16 protein-coding genes are annotated in these 18,004 nt (G+C 70.4%); 8 read left to right on the plus strand and 8 right to left on the minus strand.

Going from position 1 to position 18,004, the window contains the following annotated elements:
- The first annotated feature begins 62 nt into the window (after positions 1 to 62).
- On the plus strand, positions 63 to 1,103 hold the full coding sequence (locus ACFYRY_RS30890; RefSeq protein ID WP_389152785.1) for a DedA family protein: 1,041 nt from the start codon (positions 63 to 65) through the stop codon (positions 1,101 to 1,103).
- A 42-nt stretch (positions 1,104 to 1,145) separates the two neighbouring features.
- On the opposite strand, the gene ACFYRY_RS30895 is transcribed toward ACFYRY_RS30890, so the two are convergent.
- Both ACFYRY_RS30895 and ACFYRY_RS30900 read right to left on the minus strand, forming a co-directional pair.
- On the minus strand, positions 1,146 to 2,819 hold the full coding sequence (locus ACFYRY_RS30895; RefSeq protein ID WP_389153000.1) for a threonine/serine exporter ThrE family protein: 1,674 nt from the start codon (positions 2,817 to 2,819) through the stop codon (positions 1,146 to 1,148).
- 113 nt (positions 2,820 to 2,932) lie between these two features.
- Positions 2,933 to 3,424: an inorganic diphosphatase gene (locus tag ACFYRY_RS30900; protein WP_355780971.1), complete on the minus strand. Its 492-nt coding sequence runs from the start codon at positions 3,422 to 3,424 to the stop codon at positions 2,933 to 2,935.
- A 79-nt stretch (positions 3,425 to 3,503) separates the two neighbouring features.
- Here ACFYRY_RS30900 and dacB point away from each other — a divergent pair, with 79 nt between their 5' ends.
- From dacB to folE, 6 genes are all read left to right on the plus strand, one after another.
- Entirely contained in the window at positions 3,504 to 5,165 is a 1,662-nt protein-coding gene (gene dacB / locus ACFYRY_RS30905; RefSeq protein WP_389152788.1) for a D-alanyl-D-alanine carboxypeptidase/D-alanyl-D-alanine-endopeptidase, read from the plus strand.
- Positions 5,166 to 5,242: 77 nt separating this feature from the next.
- A complete protein-coding gene (locus tag ACFYRY_RS30910) occupies positions 5,243 to 6,382 on the plus strand; it encodes a zinc-dependent metalloprotease (RefSeq protein WP_389152791.1) in 1,140 nt (379 codons plus the stop codon).
- A gap of 193 nt (positions 6,383 to 6,575) precedes the next feature.
- Positions 6,576 to 7,607: a tRNA lysidine(34) synthetase TilS gene (gene tilS / locus ACFYRY_RS30915; RefSeq protein ID WP_389152794.1), complete on the plus strand. Its 1,032-nt coding sequence runs from the start codon at positions 6,576 to 6,578 to the stop codon at positions 7,605 to 7,607.
- Positions 7,608 to 7,667: 60 nt separating this feature from the next.
- Complete coding sequence (gene hpt, locus ACFYRY_RS30920) at positions 7,668 to 8,228, plus strand: hypoxanthine phosphoribosyltransferase (protein ID WP_389153003.1); 561 nt, start codon at positions 7,668 to 7,670, stop codon at positions 8,226 to 8,228.
- Positions 8,229 to 8,436: 208 nt separating this feature from the next.
- The gene (ftsH, locus tag ACFYRY_RS30925) at positions 8,437 to 10,476 is read left to right on the plus strand and encodes an ATP-dependent zinc metalloprotease FtsH (protein WP_389153006.1); all 2,040 of its coding nucleotides are present in this window, start codon (positions 8,437 to 8,439) and stop codon (positions 10,474 to 10,476) included.
- Between the two features lie 157 nt (positions 10,477 to 10,633).
- Complete coding sequence (gene folE, locus ACFYRY_RS30930) at positions 10,634 to 11,239, plus strand: GTP cyclohydrolase I FolE (RefSeq protein WP_389152797.1); 606 nt, start codon at positions 10,634 to 10,636, stop codon at positions 11,237 to 11,239.
- Positions 11,240 to 11,272: 33 nt separating this feature from the next.
- Here the strand turns inward: folE and ACFYRY_RS30935 are convergent, their stop codons facing one another.
- From ACFYRY_RS30935 to ACFYRY_RS30960, 6 genes are all read right to left on the minus strand, one after another.
- Complete coding sequence (locus ACFYRY_RS30935; RefSeq protein ID WP_389152800.1) at positions 11,273 to 11,758, minus strand: DUF3180 domain-containing protein; 486 nt, start codon at positions 11,756 to 11,758, stop codon at positions 11,273 to 11,275.
- Between the two features lie 56 nt (positions 11,759 to 11,814).
- Positions 11,815 to 12,426, minus strand: coding sequence for a 2-amino-4-hydroxy-6-hydroxymethyldihydropteridine diphosphokinase (gene folK / locus ACFYRY_RS30940; protein WP_389152803.1), 612 nt, complete (start codon positions 12,424 to 12,426; stop codon positions 11,815 to 11,817).
- Complete coding sequence (gene folB, locus ACFYRY_RS30945; RefSeq protein ID WP_356765477.1) at positions 12,423 to 12,782, minus strand: dihydroneopterin aldolase; 360 nt, start codon at positions 12,780 to 12,782, stop codon at positions 12,423 to 12,425. Before folB ends, folK begins: the two co-directional genes overlap by 4 nt.
- Positions 12,783 to 13,074: 292 nt before the next feature.
- The gene (locus ACFYRY_RS30950) at positions 13,075 to 13,578 is read right to left on the minus strand and encodes a nuclear transport factor 2 family protein (protein ID WP_356765475.1); all 504 of its coding nucleotides are present in this window, start codon (positions 13,576 to 13,578) and stop codon (positions 13,075 to 13,077) included.
- Positions 13,575 to 14,465, minus strand: coding sequence for a dihydropteroate synthase (gene folP / locus ACFYRY_RS30955; RefSeq protein WP_389152806.1), 891 nt, complete (start codon positions 14,463 to 14,465; stop codon positions 13,575 to 13,577). Before folP ends, ACFYRY_RS30950 begins: the two co-directional genes overlap by 4 nt.
- Positions 14,466 to 14,701: 236 nt before the next feature.
- A complete protein-coding gene (locus tag ACFYRY_RS30960) occupies positions 14,702 to 16,513 on the minus strand; it encodes a phosphatidylglycerol lysyltransferase domain-containing protein (protein ID WP_389152809.1) in 1,812 nt (603 codons plus the stop codon).
- A gap of 172 nt (positions 16,514 to 16,685) precedes the next feature.
- On the opposite strand from ACFYRY_RS30960, the gene ACFYRY_RS30965 reads away from it, so the two are divergent.
- Positions 16,686 to 17,813 carry an alpha/beta hydrolase gene (locus ACFYRY_RS30965; RefSeq protein ID WP_389152812.1) on the plus strand — a complete coding sequence of 376 codons (1,128 nt, stop codon included), beginning with the start codon at positions 16,686 to 16,688 and terminating at the stop codon, positions 17,811 to 17,813.
- Positions 17,814 to 18,004: the final 191 nt, after the last annotated feature.

Genomic DNA, 18,004 nt, shown 5'->3' on the forward strand with positions numbered 1-18,004 from the left:
TACTTGTGTGCGGCCCCACCCAGGACGCCGTACCTTCCTCCACCCCTCAGGAGCCCGGAACCGTGACGACGACGCTTGCTCTCGGACCGAGCTGGCTGGACCCCAACTATCTGCTGGACACCTACAGCATCTGGGGCCTCCTGCTCATCGTCTTCGCCGAGTCCGGACTGCTGATCGGTTTCTTCCTGCCGGGTGACTCGCTGCTGTTCACCGCCGGCCTGCTGATCACCTCGGGCAAGCTGAACTTCCCGCTGTGGGGGGCGATCGCCCTCATCTGCGTCGCCGCGGTCCTGGGCGACCAGGCGGGTTACATGTTCGGCAAGAAGGTCGGCCCGTCGCTCTTCAACCGACCGGACTCCCGCCTCTTCAAGCAGGAGAACGTCACCAAGGCACACGAGTTCTTCGAGAAGTACGGCCCGAAGTCCCTGGTCCTGGCCCGCTTCGTGCCCATCGTGCGCACGTTCACGCCGATCATCGCCGGCGTCAGCGGCATGCGGTACCGCTCGTTCGTCGCCTTCAACGTCCTCGGCGGGGTCCTGTGGGGCGCCGGTGTCACCCTGCTCGGCTCCTGGCTGGGCAACATCGACTTCGTCAACAAGCACATCGAGCTCATCCTGATCCTGATCGTCTTCGTCTCGGTGGTCCCGATCCTGATCGAGTTCCTGCGGGCCCGCTCCAAGTCCGGCAAGACCCCGCCCCAGGCCCCCACCCAGCAGCACCCCCCGGTCATGGACGACGCGACCACCCAACTCCGCCGCATCCCCCCGACCGACCAGCCCCAGCCCCAGCAGCAGTACGGCAACGGCGATCAGGGCGGGCAGCAGTACGGCTACGGCGACCAGGGTCAGCAGTACGGCTACGGCGACCAGGGCCAGCAGCAGTACGGCTACGGCGACCAGGGCGGTCAGCAGTACGGCTATGGCGACCAGGGCGGTCAGCAGTACGGCTACGGCGACCAGGGCCAGCAGTACGGCCAGGCCCCGCAGCAGCAGCCGTACGCACAGCAGCACCCCCAGCAGCACCCCCACCACCAGGGCCACCAGCAGCCGCCGTACGGCACCCAGCAGGGCAACAACAACCAGCAGTACCCGCACAACAACTAGGGCTACTGAAGCGCCCCCCCGAGCGGGCAGGCCCCCGGCGGCTCAGAACCCTCGTGTCCGCTTGGCCGCCCGGCGGCCCGCCGAGCTCTCGGCACCCGGCAGCCGGAGGAACAACCGTGAGATCTCCGAGCCGAGGTTGACCCCGATGGCGATGGCCATGGCGAGCGCCGCGGCCTTCGACAGCGACACCAGCCCCCCGTCGATGTCGTTCTGCGCGATCGACAGCAGCCCGAAGTACGACGCGGAACCCGGCAGCAGGGGCCCGATCGCCGCGGTCGTGTAGGGCAGCGCGGACGCGAACCGGTACCGGGACAGCAGTTGCCCGAACAGCCCCACCAGCCCCGCCGCCACCGCCGTCGAGGCGACCGGCGAGATGTCGCCGGCGGAGTTCATCGCGCCGTACACCGACCACGCGACACCGCCGTTCAACGTCACCGCCAGCACGGTGGATCGTTCCTGCTGGAGCAGCACCGCGAAGGCCAGCGACAGCAGCATCGACGCGCCGATCTGCCACAGCGGCCGCGGCGTGTTGGTCAGCGCCTCGTCGGGGTTGAGATGGGCGCCCAGTTGCACGCCGACGTAGAGCATCACCAGCACTCCGGCGACGATGCCCACGAAGAAGTACATGACCTCCAGCAGACGCGCGGACGCGGTGATGTAGAAGCCCGTCAGACCGTCCTGCACGCCCGCCACCAGAGCCCGCCCGGGCAGCAGCGCGAACAGCCCACCGGTGATCACCGCGGACGCCTTCACGTCGACGTCCGCCAGGGTCAGCGCGATCCCGATCGCGGCCGGCGGCATCGCGGCCACGGTGAACTGGTAGAACTCCGGCAGTCCGCGCCCGGCGCACAACCACGCCAGCCGGTCGCCGAGCATCGCGCCCAGCGCGGCCGCCACGAAGACCAGCAGGTCACCGCCGACCAGTACGGAGGCCGCGCCCGCGAGCAGACCGCTCGCCCCGGTCAGCGCCCAGCCGGGGTACGGGTGCCGGTTACGGCGGATCTCGGCGAGCCGCCGGTAGGCCTCCTCCAGGGAGATCGCCGTCTCCGGGTCGCTGAGGTCGTCCACCAGCTGGTACACGGCCGCCAGACGCGTGTAGTCGGTGCCCCGGCGGCGCACGGTCCGGGAGGCCGACACCGGGTCGTCCACCAGGGACGGCTGGTACGAGATCGCCAGCAGCGTGAAGGTGACGTTCGGCTCGCAGCGGTCCAGCCCGTACGACCGGCAGACCGCGAACATCGCCGCCTCGACGTCCTCCGCGCCCTCGCCGCCCGCCAGCAGCAACTCGCCGATACGCAGCGTCAGGTCGAGCACGCGAGGGACGGCCGGGCCCTCTTCCTCCTCCGCCTTGTGCGCCGGTTCCGGCGCGGGCCGCTCGGCCACCGGCATCCGCAGCATCGTGCGCATCCGGTCCTGCCAGGGCAGGTCCTTGGTCAGACTGACCACGGGTATGCCGCTCGGCGGCGTGAACGCGGGCGGGGCGTGCTTGGAGCTGTAGGTCCTCGGCCGGCTGAACGCCGACCCCTCCGGCTCCGCGGCGGGAGCCTGCGGCACGTCGAGCCCGTCGGGCATGGCGAACTCGGAGGTGGTCTCCGACTCGGCTCCGGCCTTGGGCACGGCGAGCCCGTCGGGAAGGGCGAACTCGGATGTGATCTCCGAGTCGAAGACACCCTTCGCCTCGTCCGACTGAGGTTTGCGGTCCTCCCCGTACGTCACTGCGTAGTGCTCCCTGTACGACACGTTCGGCGTTCCTCAGTATGCGCACCGGCACACGAACGGGCCGCGCCACCCCTGGAAGGGGTCACGCGGCCCGCGGGGCGCAGCGGCGATCAGTGGCCGCCGGACTCCTTGAACCGCTTGTACGACCGCTCGATCTCGGCCTCGGCGTCCGTGCGGCCCACCCAGTTGGCACCCTCGACGGACTTGCCGGGCTCCAGGTCCTTGTAGACCTCGAAGAAGTGCTGGATCTCCAGGCGGTCGAACTCGGAGACGTGGTGGATGTCGCGCAGGTGCTCCACGCGCGGGTCGTGCGCGGGCACGCACAGCAGCTTGTCGTCGCCGCCGGCCTCGTCCGTCATCCGGAACATGCCGATCGTGCGGCACTGGATGAGGCAGCCGGGGAAGGTCGGCTCGTCCAGGATGACCAGCGCGTCCAGCGGGTCGCCGTCCTCGCCGAGGGTGTTCTCGACGAAGCCGTAGTCGGCCGGGTAGCTGGTCGAGGTGAAGAGGCGACGGTCCAGGCGGATCCGACCGGTCTCGTGGTCCACCTCGTACTTGTTCCGTGAACCCTTCGGAATCTCGATCGTGACGTCGAACTCCACCGGTGGCTCCTCCATGATCAACACATAGTTCTGGTGGTTAAGTGTCCCTCACGCAGGTGTGTGATCGCGAAAGGGGCTGGTGGTCGTGCCAGAGCTGAGGCCTTGGCGAGCCGCGAAACCGCATGTGACGCGGGTCGCGAACGCCGTACGACCCCGTCTGGCGCGTGCCAGGAACGCCGTACAAACCGGAGTTCCGCGAACCGCGGACACCCTACGGCCCCGCCTCGCCCGCGCCGCGAAGGCCGCGAAACCGCAGGTCGTGCGGCTGGCACGGGCCGCGGGTCCACAGCTCGCCCGGATCCCGGGGCCGAAGACCGCCAAGACCTGGCAGTACACCGCGACAGCCGCCACCGCCGGGCTGGCGCTGGCCGCCTCGGTGGTGACCGTGGCAGGACCCTGGGACTCCACCGGTCAGCGTACGGCCGAGCGGGACCGGGCGGCGGCCCGGGAACACACGGGTGGCGCAGATCACGACGAGGCCTCCGGTGTGCCGGGCGGGGCACCGCGGCCCGCCCCCAGCGCCGCCTCCGTGCTGGCCGCCCTCGGCGGCACCTCGGGCACCGTCAGGTCCGAGCCCACCGGGCAGGGCATGTCCAGCACCCTGGCCCCGCTCCTGAAGGACGCCGCGCTCGGCGACCGCCGGGCGGCCGTGGTCGTGGACGTCGCCTCCAAGAAGCGGCTCTACGGCGTGGGCGCCGGCCTGGCCCTGACTCCCGCCTCGACCACGAAGATCGCCACCGCCGTGGCCGCGCTGTCCGCGCTGGGCGCCGACCACCGTCTCACCACCCGGGCCGCCCTCGAACCCGGCGGCCGGGACCTCGTCCTCGTCGGCGGCGGCGACCCCACCCTCACCGCCCGTCAGGACGCCGAGGGCTGGGCGAGCCTGCGCACCCTCGCCGCCGAGACCGCCGCCGCCCTGAAGAAGCGGGACATCCGCACGGTGACGCTGTCGTACGACACCACCCTGTACGCCGGCCCCGTACTTCACCCCATCGGAGTCAACGAGAACCTCGCCCCCGTCACCGCCCTGATGGCCGACGAGGGCCGCACGGACGACTCCACCAGCGGCCCCGTGCTCCGCGTGACGGACCCGCAGAAGGACGCGACCCGGCAGTTCGCCGCGTTCCTCGAGGACCACGGGATCAGGACGACCGCCCCCCGCCCCGGTCGAGCGACGGCCCGGGCGCAGTCCCTCGCCACGGTCTCCTCACCCCCGCTGTCCGCCCTCGTCGAACGCATGCTGACCAACAGCGACAACGACATCGCCGAGGCCCTCGCCCGGCAGACCGCCCTCGCGACCGGCGAACGCGCCGACTTCGACGGCGCCGACCGCGCGATCACCGCCCAGCTGAGGAAACTCCGGCTCCCGCTGTCGGGCGCCGACTTCCAGGACGGCAGCGGCCTCGACCGCGCCGACCGGCTCACCGCCGACACGCTCACCTCCCTGCTCGCCGAGGCCGGCGACCCGTCCCGCCCCGACCTGCGTCCGGTCCTCACCGGTCTGCCCGTGGCGGGCTTCAGCGGCACCCTGGCCAGCCGTTACGCGAACGGCGCGGCCGGCCTCGTACGCGCGAAGACGGGCACCCTGACCGGCGTGAACACCCTGGCCGGCACGGTGGTCGACCAGGACGGCCGTCTGCTGGCCTTCGCGTTCATGGCGTCGGGCACGACGGATCCGGTGGCGGCCCAGGCGGCGTTGGACCGGGCGGCCACCGCCCTGGCGGCATGCGGTTGCCGGTGACCGGGCGCCCGCGCGCACTGAGGGGTCCGCCACCTCACGGCCTGCCCCAACAGGGACCGCTCACGTACGGTTGACGCATGACGAGCATCGGTGGTGCCGAGATGGTCGACTGGAATCTCGCGGTCGCGACCGCGACCCGGCTCGTACGGCCGGGCCCCGACGTGAGCCGCGACGAGGCCAGGGCCGTCGTCGCGGAACTGCGCCGGCATGCCAAGGCCTCGGAGGAACACGTCCGGGGCTTCACTCGTATGGCGACGGAGGAGTCGCACGACACTCCGGTCCTCGTCGTCGACCGCCCCGGCTGGGTCCGGGCGAACGTCGCCGGGTTCCGGGAGATCCTCAAGCCGCTCCTCGACAAGATGCAGGAACGACGGGGCAGCACCCCCGGCGGTGCGGTCCTGGGCGCCGTCGGCGGCAAGGTGACCGGCGTCGAACTGGGCATGCTCCTGTCCTTCCTGTCCTCCCGCGTCCTCGGCCAGTACGAGACCTTCGCCCCGGCCACCCGGGACCTCCCGTCCGGCGGCGCCCCCGACGCGTCGAGCGGCGGCGGCCGACTGCTCCTGGTCGCCCCGAACATCGTCCACGTGGAGCGCGAACTCGACGTGGAGCCCCACGACTTCCGGCTGTGGGTGTGCCTCCACGAGGAGACCCACCGCACGCAGTTCACGGCCGTGCCCTGGCTGCGCGACCACCTGGAGGGCGAGATCCAGTCGTTCCTGGGGGAGACCGAGGTCGACCCCATGACCGTCCTGGAACGCGTCCGGGACGCCGCCCAGTCCCTCGCGGGCGGGCGCCCGGAGGGCGAGGAGGACGAGGGCGGCAGGTCCCTCGTGGAGATCGTGCAGACACCCGCCCAGCGGGAGATCCTCGGCCGCCTCACCGCGGTGATGTCCCTCCTGGAGGGCCACGCCGACTTCGTCATGGACGGAGTGGGCCCCGAGGTCGTCCCGACCGTCGCCGAGATCCGTGAGAAGTTCCAGCAGCGACGCGCCAAGGGCGCCTCCCGACTGGACCTCGCGCTGCGCAAGCTCCTGGGCCTGGACGCCAAACTCCGGCAGTACCGCGACGGCGAACGCTTCGTGCGGGCCGTCGTCGACCAGGTCGGCGTGGACGGCTTCAACCGTGTGTGGACCTCCCCGAACACCCTCCCCACGAAGGCGGAGATCGCCAAACCGGCGGACTGGGTCGCGCGGGTGCACCGCAAGGCCGAGTCGTGAACGCGGGTACGGCGGTCGCGAAACGAATCCGGCCGACGGCAGGCGAACGCCCCTTCAATCACCCGTCCGAGGGACCGTGAGCGAAGGGTAGGCGTGCAATGCTCGGGGAACGGCCCGGTTCTGTCACCATCTACACACTCTGAGTGACCGAACCCGAGCTCACCCCCCGAAAACTTCATGAAGGGAACCGGACATGGGTCCCCATCCTGCGGTCGCGGCGATACGCCTGGCGGTCCGCCGCGTCCTCCACGACATCCTCAACGACCACCAGACCTCCGAGCCCAGCTCGCACGAGCGCCCGCCGTCGCCGCTCGTGCTCGTGGCGTGCTCGGGCGGCGCCGACTCCATGGCCCTCGCCTCCGCCCTGGCGTTCGAGGCCCCCAAGCTCGGCATCCGGGCCGGAGGCGTCACCGTCGACCACGGCCTGCAGCCCGGCTCCGACCAGCGCGCCGACGAGGTCGTCCTACGGCTGCGCGAACTCGGCCTGGACCCCGTCGACTCCAGCGCCGTGACCGTCGGCCGCGAAGGCGGCCCCGAGGCGGCCGCCCGAGACGCCCGCTACGCCGCCCTGGACGCCGCCGCCGAACGCCACGGCGCCACCGCGGTCCTGCTCGGCCACACCCGGGACGACCAGGCCGAAACCGTCCTGCTCGGCCTCGCCCGCGGCTCCGGCATCCGCTCCCTGTCCGGAATGGCGGCGGTGTCCGGGGGGCCGGGGGCGGCCCGCCGTTACCGCCGCCCCTTCCTGCAACTGGACCGGCAGACCGTCCGCAAGGCCTGCATGGTCCAGTCCCTGCCGGTCTGGGACGACCCGCACAACGCCGACCCGGCCTACACCCGCTCCCGGCTGCGTCACGAGGGTCTGCCCGCGCTGGAGAAAGCGCTCGGCAAAGGCGTCGTGGAGGCCCTCGCGCGCACGGCCCAGCTCTCCCGCGACGACGCCGACGCCCTGGACGCCTGGGCCGGCCAGGCCGAGACCGCCGTACGGGACGCCGCCGGCGGCCTGGAGTGCGCCAAGCTCTACGCCCTGCCGCCCGCCGTGCGCCGCCGCGTCCTGCGCCGCGCGGCCATCGAGGCCGGCGCCCCCGCGGGGTCGCTCTTCGCCCGCCACATCGAGGAAGTCGACCGTCTGATCACCGGCTGGCGAGGCCAGGGAGCCATCAATCTCCCGGGCAAGGTCGTCGCCCGGCGGCAGGGTGGCAGACTGGTGATCCGGCAAGGCTGATCCCGTCCTCTCCGAGGACTCTGTGGAGGGGCCGCTCAGCCGGTTGGACGACCGAAAGTGATGCGGGTGGACGCGAAAGACATGGGTTCCGACCTCCAGTCGGTGCTCATCACCAAGGAAGAGATCGACGCGAAGCTGGCCGAGCTGGCCGCGAAGATCGACGCGGAGTACGCGGGCAAGGACCTGCTCATCGTCGGTGTCCTCAAGGGCGCGGTGATGGTCATGGCCGACCTCGCACGGGCGCTGTCCACCCCCGTCACCATGGACTGGATGGCCGTGTCGTCCTACGGCGCGGGCACCCAGTCCTCCGGTGTGGTGCGGATCCTCAAGGATCTCGACACCGACATCAAGGGCAGGCACGTCCTGATCGTCGAGGACATCATCGACTCCGGCCTGACCCTGTCCTGGCTGATCTCCAATCTCGGCTCGCGTGAGCCCGCCTCCCTCAAGGTGTGCACCCTGCTGCGCAAGCCCGACGCCGCGAAGGTCGCCATCGACGTGGAGTGGGTCGGCTTTGACATTCCCAACGAATTCGTCGTCGGTTATGGCCTCGACTACGCCGAGAAGTACCGCAATCTCCCGTTCGTCGGTACGCTCGCGCCCCACGTGTACGGCGGTTGAGCGGGCGCGTGGACAGCGGCTGAGCCAGACGGCTCAAGCCCTGTAAGACGATCGGGAACCCCAGCGGGTTTCGCGCCGTTGGAGCATGCAGACGGGTTCGACAGCCCTCCCGTGCGGCTTCGGTCCACAATGCTGGGGTACCGTCAGAAGAACTGTCTTTATCAAACTCACTATGGCAGGAGGGACGGGGCGGCACCGCTCCGTATGGATGGACGTGAAGCGATACTTCCGTGGGCCGGTCATGTGGATCGTGCTGGCCGTCCTTGCCGTGGTCGTGTTGATGCAGGTCGTCGGCTCGTCCGGTGGCTACAAGACGGTGGACACCGGCCAGGTGATCCAGGCGATCAATGACAACAGGGCCGAGTCGGCCAAGCTGACCACCGGCGATGAGCAGACCATCAAGGTCGAGCTCAAGGACGGCGCAAAAGTCGAGGGCAGCTCGAAGATCCAGGCGAGCTACATCGGCGACCAGGGCGCGACCCTCGCCGGCACCTTGCAGAACAAGTACCAGGACAAGCAGATCCCCAAGGGCTACACGGTCTCGCCGACCAAGCAGAACGCCTTCGTCGGGATCCTGCTCTCCCTGCTCCCCTTCGTCCTCATCGTTGTCGTCTTCCTGTTCCTGATGAATCAGATGCAGGGCGGCGGCTCCCGGGTGATGAACTTCGGGAAGTCCAAGGCGAAACTCATCACCAAGGACACCCCGAAGACGACGTTCTCGGACGTCGCCGGGTCGGACGAGGCCGTGGAGGAGCTCCACGAGATCAAGGAGTTCCTGCAGGAACCGGCGAAGTTCCAGGCGGTCGGGGCGAAGATCCCCAAGGGCGTACTGCTGTACGGCCCTCCCGGCACCGGCAAGACCCTGCTGGCGCGCGCCGTCGCGGGCGAGGCCGGGGTCCCGTTCTACTCGATCTCCGGTTCCGACTTCGTCGAGATGTTCGTCGGTGTCGGTGCCTCCCGAGTCCGTGACCTGTTCGAGCAGGCCAAGGCGAACGCCCCGGCGATCGTCTTCGTCGACGAGATCGACGCGGTCGGCCGCCATCGCGGCGCCGGCCTCGGCGGTGGTCACGACGAGCGTGAGCAGACCCTGAACCAGCTGCTCGTCGAGATGGACGGGTTCGACGTCAAGGGCGGTGTGATCCTCATCGCCGCCACGAACCGCCCGGACATCCTCGACCCGGCGCTGCTGCGTCCCGGCCGTTTCGACCGCCAGATCGCGGTGGACCGCCCGGACATGCAGGGTCGTCTGGAGATCCTCAAGGTCCACCAGAAGGGCAAGCCGGTCGCACCGGACGTCGACCTGTCGGCCGTCGCCCGCCGCACCCCCGGCTTCACCGGCGCGGACCTGTCGAACGTGCTGAACGAAGCGGCGCTCCTGACGGCGCGCGGCAACCAGAAGCTGATCGACAACCACATGCTGGACGAGGCGATCGACCGCGTCGTGGCGGGTCCGCAGAAGCGGACCCGGATCATGTCGGACAAGGAAAAGAAGATCACCGCGTACCACGAGGGCGGTCACGCCCTGGTCGCGGCGGCCTCTCCGAACTCCGATCCGGTCCACAAGATCACGATCCTCTCGAGAGGCCGTGCTCTGGGCTACACGATGGTTCTGCCGGACGAGGACAAGTACTCGACCACGCGCAACGAGATGCTGGACCAGCTGGCCTACATGCTGGGCGGCCGCGCGGCCGAGGAACTGGTCTTCCACGACCCGACCACCGGTGCCGCGAACGACATCGAGAAGGCCACGGCGACGGCCCGCGCGATGGTCACGCAGTACGGCATGACCGAGCGTCTCGGTGCCATCAAGTTCGGTGGCGACAACACCGAGCCGTTCCTGGGCCGGGAGATGTCGCACCCGCGTGACTACTCGGAAGAGGTCGCCGCGCTGGTCGACGAGGAGGTCAAGAAGCTCATCGAGACGGCGCACAACGAGGCCTGGGAGATCCTGGTCGAGAACCGCGACGTCCTCGACCAGCTGGTCCTGCAGTTGCTGGAGAAGGAGACGCTGAACAAGGAGCAGATCGCCGAGATCTTCGCTCCCATCGTCAAGCGTCCCCCGCGGCCGGCCTGGACCGGATCCTCCCGGCGTACGCCGTCGACCCGTCCGCCGGTGCTCTCCCCCAAGGAGCTCGCACTGACGAACGGCGCCAACGGCGCGACTCCGGCGATCTCCACCGTGAAGTCCACCGCGGCGGAGCCCGCTCCGGCGGCCGAGCCGGCCCCTGAGGACCGCCCGGAGAACTGACCCTCCAGGTCCTTCGGACCCCGGTGGCCTCACCGCGGGCCCGGGATGGATTGCCGCGCCCCCCAGGTTCTAGCCTGGGGGGCGCGGCATTTCGTATGCCTAGGGATGGAAGTGCGTGGTTCACACGCGCTACAGGCACAGGAACGAGGCACCACACATGACCGACCCCGTGACGCTGGACGGCGAGGGCTCCATCGGCGCGTTCGACGAGAAGCGCGCCGAGAACGCCGTACGCGAACTGCTGATCGCGGTCGGCGAGGACCCCGACCGGGAGGGCCTGAGGGAGACGCCGGCGCGGGTGGCGCGGGCCTATCAGGAGATATTCGCGGGGCTGACGCAGAAGCCCGAGGATGTGCTGACCACGACGTTCGACGCGGGGCACGACGAGCTGGTGCTGGTGAAGGACATCGAGGTGTACTCGACGTGTGAGCACCATCTCGTGCCGTTCCGAGGTGTCGCCCATGTCGGCTACATCCCCGCCACCACCGGCAAGATCACCGGCCTGTCCAAGCTGGCCCGTCTCGTGGACGTCTACGCTCGGCGCCCGCAGGTGCAGGAACGGCTCACCACGCAGATCGCGGACTCCCTGATGGAGATACTGGAGCCGCGCGGTGTCATCGTCGTCGTGGAGTGCGAGCACATGTGCATGTCGATGCGCGGCATCCGCAAGCCCGGTGCCAAGACGCTGACGTCGGCCGTGCGCGGCCAGCTGCGGGACGCGGCCACCCGCAATGAGGCGATGAGCCTCATCATGGCCCGCTGAGGCAGGCTGAGGCGCACTAAGGCCCAGCCGTCGTCACGTTGTCGAAGCCGCACCCGTGTTGTGGTCGTCGTCCTCCGGGAGTCGGCAGACACGCTCCAGGAAGATGGCCGCCACTATGACGCCGATGCCCGCCAGGACCGAGAAGCCGGCGTAGATGGCCTGGTCGCGGCGGGCGGGGATGTCCAGCGACTCCAGCAGGAAGACCCCGGTGCCGCCGTACATGCCGGAGACCAGGGCGGCGACCAGGGCGCTGGCCTGACCGAAGACGACCGCGCGGGCCGCCATCAACGGGTCGACGCCCTTGGCCTCGGGGCGCCGCTCGCGCTGCGCCTTGAGGCGGGCACGGATGGAGAGCGCCGTGGCCAGGAGGACCACCGCGATCAGGCCGAGGACGATGGGCGCCGCCAGGGGGACGCTGGGCAGGGTCCCGACCGAGTTCCACAGGCGGGCGCCCGCCCAGGACAAGACCCCGGCGATGGCGAAGACGCCGATCAGCACCCTGATGCGCAGCTCTCTCACGGTGTCCCTTCAGCTCCCCGAGGTCCCACGGACTGTGGCCGTCTTGACCTTAACGGCTATTCGGGCAGCCGGAGTTCCAGGTCCTTGCGCACTTCCACGCCCTCGCGGGTGACCGCGTCGAGCAGGTCGGCGACCGGGCCGCGGCCGGGCAGCTGGGCCTCGGGGTCCACGTCGTGCCACGGGACGAGGACGAAGGCGCGTTCGTGGGCGCGGGGATGAGGGAGCGTGAGGTGCGGGTCGTCGATGACGACGTCGGCGTACGCGACGATGTCGACGTCGAGGGTGCGCGCGCCCCAGCGTTCGTCCCGGACCCGGTGGAAGGCCTCCTCGACCGCGTGCGCCCGCTCCAGGAGGGAGGACGGGGGCAGGGTCGTCTTCAGGACCACGACCGCGTTGAAGTACGAGGGCTGGCTGCCGGGCTCCACGCCCCACGGCTCCGTCTCGTACACCGGGGAGACCGCCTTGATGCGGACGCCGGGGGTGTCCTCCAGGGCGTCGATGGCGCCCTGGAGTGTCTCCAGGCGGTTGCCGAGGTTGGCGCCGAGGGAGACCACCGCCCGTTTCGGGTTGTGGAGGGTGGTGTCGGCGGCGTCGACCTTCTCGACGACGGAGGCGGGTACCGGCTGTACGGTCGGGTCGCTGTGACCCTCGGTGAAGAACGCGGTCATACTCGGCTCCGGGTGATGGTGACGGTCACGTCGTCGAAGGGGACGGTGATCGGCGCGTCGGGCTTGTGGACGCGGACCTCGATCTCCTCGACCCGTTCGTGCTTGAGACAGGTCTGGGCGATGCGCTCGGCGAGTGTCTCGATCAGGTTGACCGGCTCGCCCTCCACGACGGCCACGACCTCCTCCGCCACGATGCCGTAGTGCACGGTCTTCGTCAGGTCGTCGTCGGCGGCGGCCGGTCGGGTGTCCAGGCCCAGGACGAGGTCCACGATGAAGGTCTGGCCCTCCTCGCGCTCCTTGGGGAACACACCGTGGTGCCCGCGGGCCTTCAGGCCGCGCAGCGCGACACGATCCACGCGAATCACTCCTGCTGTCGTCGGTCACGGCCGGTCCGTACCTGGTGCGGCGGCACACCGGCCTCAGATGAATCTACCTGCGAGCACTGACAGGGCCCGGCCGCGGGGGCGCGGGCCCGCGCCGGAGCCAGGAGGTTTCATCGTGCGTTTCCCCTGGGGAACCCGGCGGCTCACGGGCTGGTAGCCGCCCATACCCGGCGGTTCGTGATTCCAACCACTTCTGGTCCCGGGCCAAGCCGCACGGGTGGCTCCCGCGCGGGGTTCTGGGTGGCTCTGTGGGGCGCCTACCCACTCAGGCGGGGGTGTCGTCGCTTTCGTCCTCGTCGCTTTCGGCCAGAACGGGTGAGGCGTGGTGGGACCAGAGTTTCCAGCCGTCGGGTGTACGGCGGAACACGTTGGTGGCGACCACCAGCTGGCCGACGAGCGGGCCCAGCTCCTCTCCGCCCTCGGGGGCGGGGCCGCCGCTGAGGATGTTCTCGGTGCAGGTCACCAGGGCGGTGTCGGCGCTGACGGAGACGTGCACATCGGTGAGGAAGAACTGGATGTAGTCCGTGTTGGCCATGATCAGCGCGTACGACCTCAGGACCTCGCCGCGGCCGGTGAGTACGGGCCAGCCGGGGTGCACGCAGGAGATGACGCCGACGTCGGCGGGGTCGTGGTACTCCTCGTCGACGCCCAGGTCGGAAGGGGTGAGCCAGATCGAGGACACCGTGTCGAAGTCGCCGCGCTCCATGGCCTCGTAGAAGGCGGTGTTGGCGAGTTCGACCTCTTCCACGTCCGTGTGGGGGGCGCTCACCGGAGTCCTTCAGCGCCGTTGCCCGCGGTGCGCGCCCCCTCCATGGCGCGCGCGACCCGTACCGCGTCCGCGGTCGCGCGCACCTCGTGCACGCGGACCGCCCACGCGCCGGCGTGCGCCGCGAGCGCGGAGACGGCGGCGGTGGCGGCGTCCCGCTCGCGGGCGGGCGGCGGCGCGCTCTCGGGGCCGGCCAGGACGCGGCCCAGGAACCGCTTGCGGGAGGCGGCGACGAGCAGGGGGTGCCCGAGGGCGAGCAGGCGGTCGAGGTGGGCGAGGAGGGAGAGGTCGTGTTCGGCGTCCTTGGAGAAACCGAGGCCGGGGTCGACGATGACCCGGTCGGGGGCGACACCGCCGGCGAGGACGGCATCCACACGGGCCCGCAGTTCGTCCACGACGTCGGCCACGACGTCCGCGTACACGCCCTTGACGTTGCCGCCCTGCAGGAAGCCCCGCCAGTGCATGACGACGAAGGGGGCCTGCGCGTCGGCGACGACCGGGATCATCGCGGGGTCGGCGAGGCCGCCGCTGACGTCGTTGACGAGGGAGGCACCGGCCGCCAGGGCCTGTTCGGCGACGGAGGCGCGCATGGTGTCCACGGAGACGGTGACGCCCTCGGAGGCGAGACCGCGGACGACCGGGATGACGCGCTTGAGCTCCTCGGCCTCGTCGACCCGGCTGGCGCCGGGGCGGGTGGACTCGCCACCGACGTCCACCAGGTCGGCGCCCTCGGTGACGAGGTCGAGGCCGTGCTTGACGGCGGCCAGGGTGTCGAAGAAGCGGCCGCCGTCGGAGAAGGAATCGGGGGTGACGTTCACGACTCCCATGACCGCGCAGCGGCCCCATTCCGGAAGGCCCGCGACGCGCCCGCGTCCGCTCTGCTTGCTCATACGTTCAGCGTAGGCCCCGGGCGGGATCACGGGGGCCGGGGCCCGGCCGACGCGAGGGTGAGGCTGGAGCGGCAGCCCCCTGGGCTGGGGGAGGGGCGGGGGCTTGCAGTCTCGGGTCCCGTTCACCGGCCGCGGGCCCCGTTCACCGGCCGCGCGCCCCGCTCACCGGCAGCGGGCCGCGCGGTCTTCGTCCGGCGGCGCCCACGTCGCCGCCGGGCGACCAGTCGCGGTCGTCGTCAGATCGCCGCTCTGACGCTCCGTTCCGCGCCGTGGGCGCAGGCGTGCGCCTGGGGCGTGCGGTTGCGCAGGAAGCGCGGCAGGGGGAGGGCGAGGTTGACGAAGCCCTCTGCCTGCATCGCGGCGAAGCCGATGCGCGGCAGGTCGCCGGAGGCGCGGTAGACCACGAAGCGCGGCTCCCAGCGTGGCTGGAACTTGGCGTTGAACTTGTACAGGGACTCGATCTGGAACCAGCGCGAGAGGAAGACCAGCAGCCCGCGCCAGGCACGCAGCACCGGGCCCGCGCCGATCTTCTCGCCGCGCGCGAGCGCCGCGCGGAACATCGCGAAGTTGAGCGACACACGCGTGATCCCCAGCCGGGGGGCGGCCTGGAGGGCGGCCACGATCAGCAGCTCGTTCATGCCGGGGTCGGCCGAGCGGTCGCGCCGCATCAGGTCCAGGGAGACGCCGTCCGTGCCCCAGGGCACGAAGTGCAGGATCGCCTTCAGATCGCCGTACGGACCGGGATGGGCGTCCGCCTTGTGGGCGGTGGCGATCAGACAGTCGCCGTCCGCCGGGTCGCCGATCCGGCCCAGGGCCATGGAGAAGCCCCGCTCGGTGTCGGTCCCGCGCCAGTCCTCGGCGGCGCGCCGGACGCGCTCCAGCTCGGCCTCCCCGAGGTCAGCCACGCGCCGTACCCGGGTCTCGTAACCGGCCCGCTCGATGCGTTTGACCATCTGTCGCACGTTGCGCATCGCGCGGCCGGCGAGGGAGAAATCCGCGACGTCCACCACCGCCTCGTCACCCAGTTCGAGGGCGTCCAGGCCGGTCTCCCGGGTCCAGACCTCGCCGCCGGTCTCCGAACAGCCCATCACGGCGGGCGTCCAGGAGTGGGCCGTGGCCTCGTCCATGAAGCGTTCGATGGCGCCCGGCCAGGCCTCCACGTCCCCGATCGGGTCACCGCTGGCGAGCATCACGCCGGAGACGACCCGGTAGGTCACGGCGGCCTTGCCGCTGGGTGAGAAGACCACGGCCTTGTCGCGGCGCAGCGCGAAGTGCCCCAGCGAGTCACGGCCGCCGTGCTTGTCCAGCAGGGCGCGCAGCCGGGCCTCGTCCTCCTCCGTGAGCCGCGCGGCGGGGTGTTCGGGCCGGAAGGCCAGGTAGATCGTCGTGACGGCGGTGAGCAGGCCCAGGGCGCCCAGGGAGAAGGCGACCGTCCACGAGGTGTCGCCCTGGTAGTCGACGGGGCCCTCGAAACCGAACAGGCCGTACAGCACGTGGGTGATGCGATCGGCCAGGCTCGGGTCGCCGACCATGCGTTCCGGGTGGACGCTGACAATGAGCAGCCCGAGGACGAGGGAACCGGCGCCCATGAGGACGAAGTTGGCGAGCGCGCGCCACCGGCTGCGCGGGTCGGGCAGGGCCACGAACTGGTCCCGGTGGCGCAGCAGGGGCGCGAGCAGCGCGAGCGAGATGAGCACGCCCACCAGCGAGTGCCGGTACGTGAACTGCGCCACCGCGCCGGCCGGGAGCAGCACCACGGCCGCGCGCCAGGCCCGGCGCTTGTGGCGCTTGAGCCCGTGGGCGAGCAGCAGCAACAGGACGCCGGTGCTGAGCGAGAGCGCGGCGGCGAACGGCCCGAGCGCGCCCGGCAGCACCTCGGCGAGGGTGTGCATACGGCTGTGCCGGAAGCGAGGGAAGACGCCCGCGGCGATGTCCAGCAGGCCTACGAGGGCACACGCTCTGCCGACGAGGGACGGTACGGCTTCGGGGCGCGGACCCTGGAACAGGCGCCCCACCTGGTGTGATCGGGCCGGAACCCGGCCCGACATTTCCTCATCTGTCCTGACAGACATCGCATCCCGTAGTTCTGCGAGAGACCTTGGATCCGGTACCGATTCGGGCATCCGGCGACATTGCGCCCTCTAGGACGGTGTCTTGCACGGAGAGGTTCACTCATCTCTCCAAAGCTGGGTCAAAGGACGAGGAAAGCGGAAGCAACCAATGGGTCTCACAAGCAACAACACGCTGGCACTGGCGGTCCTGGCGGCTCTTGTGCTGTTCGTCGGCACGGTGTGGCTGTGGCCGCGGCTGGCGCGGCGGTCCTGGCGAGCCGTGGGCGGGCGGGTGGGACTGCTGCTCGCGACCCAGCTGGTGCTCTTCGTGTCGGTGGGCCTCGCCGCCAACCAGGCTTTCGGGTTCTACGCCTCCTGGGCGGACCTGTTAGGCAGGGAGACCGCTCAGGGTGTGGTCGTCGACCACGCCGCCGGCGCTTCCCCGGGCGGGCCTCTCCAGGTGATCGATACGGGAAGGGTGCGGGGTGCGACCGGGCTCCGGCCGTCGACGGGCGGGCAGGTCGAGAAGGTCGACATCGTGGGCCGTACGACAAACATCGCCACCCGCGCGTATGTCTACCTGCCGCCCGAGTACTTCCAGCCGCGATACCGGACCCGGACCTTTCCCGCGGCCGTCGTGCTCACCGGTTATCCGGGCACGGCACAGGCGCTGGTGAGCAAACTCCACTACCCGCGCACGGCTTTGGAACTCGCCGAGCACGGCCGTATGCAGCCGATGATCCTGGTGATGCTCCGGCCGACCGTGGCGCCGCCGCGGGATACGGAGTGCGTGGACATCCCGGGGGGCCCGCAGACCGAGTCGTTCTTCGCCAAGGACCTGCCCGACGCCGTACTGGCGCACTACCGGGTGGGCAGGAAACCGGGCAGCTGGGGCATCATCGGCGACTCCACGGGCGGCTATTGCGCGCTGAAAATCGCCCTGCACCACCCCGGGGTGTACGCCGCCGGGGCGGGCCTGTCGGCGTACTACGACGCGCCCAAGGACGCCACCACGGGCGATCTCTTCCACGGCGACAGGGCACTGCGTGACCGCGCGAACCTGGAGTGGTACCTCACGCACATGCCCCCGTCCGACACCTCACTGCTCGTCACCAGCAGCAAGGTCGGGGAGTCGAACTACCAGGACACGCTGAAGTTCATAGAGCGGGCGAAGGCCACGAGGCTGACCCGTATCTCGTCGATCATCCTCGAAAGCGGCGGGCACAACTTCAACACCTGGCGGCGGGAGATTCCGCCGACGCTTGAGTGGATCAGCGGACGACTGGGCGACAACTGAAAACGATCTTGCGGATCTCGCCCTTCTCGGCGGCCCTTCTGCCGGCCTCTTCTTGCCGGTCCCGTCCCGCCAATCCCGTCGATCCCGTCGATCTCGCCGAATTCAGTGGCGGATCTGATTCCTGATGACGTGTGAAGGCTGCGGGATGGCTGTGTTTTTACGGCCCGGGGCTCCATGATTCACCTACGCGC

This window comes from Streptomyces sp. NPDC005263 (assembly GCF_042872365.1).
In the GTDB taxonomy this organism is placed as follows: Bacteria; Actinomycetota; Actinomycetes; order Streptomycetales; family Streptomycetaceae; genus Streptomyces.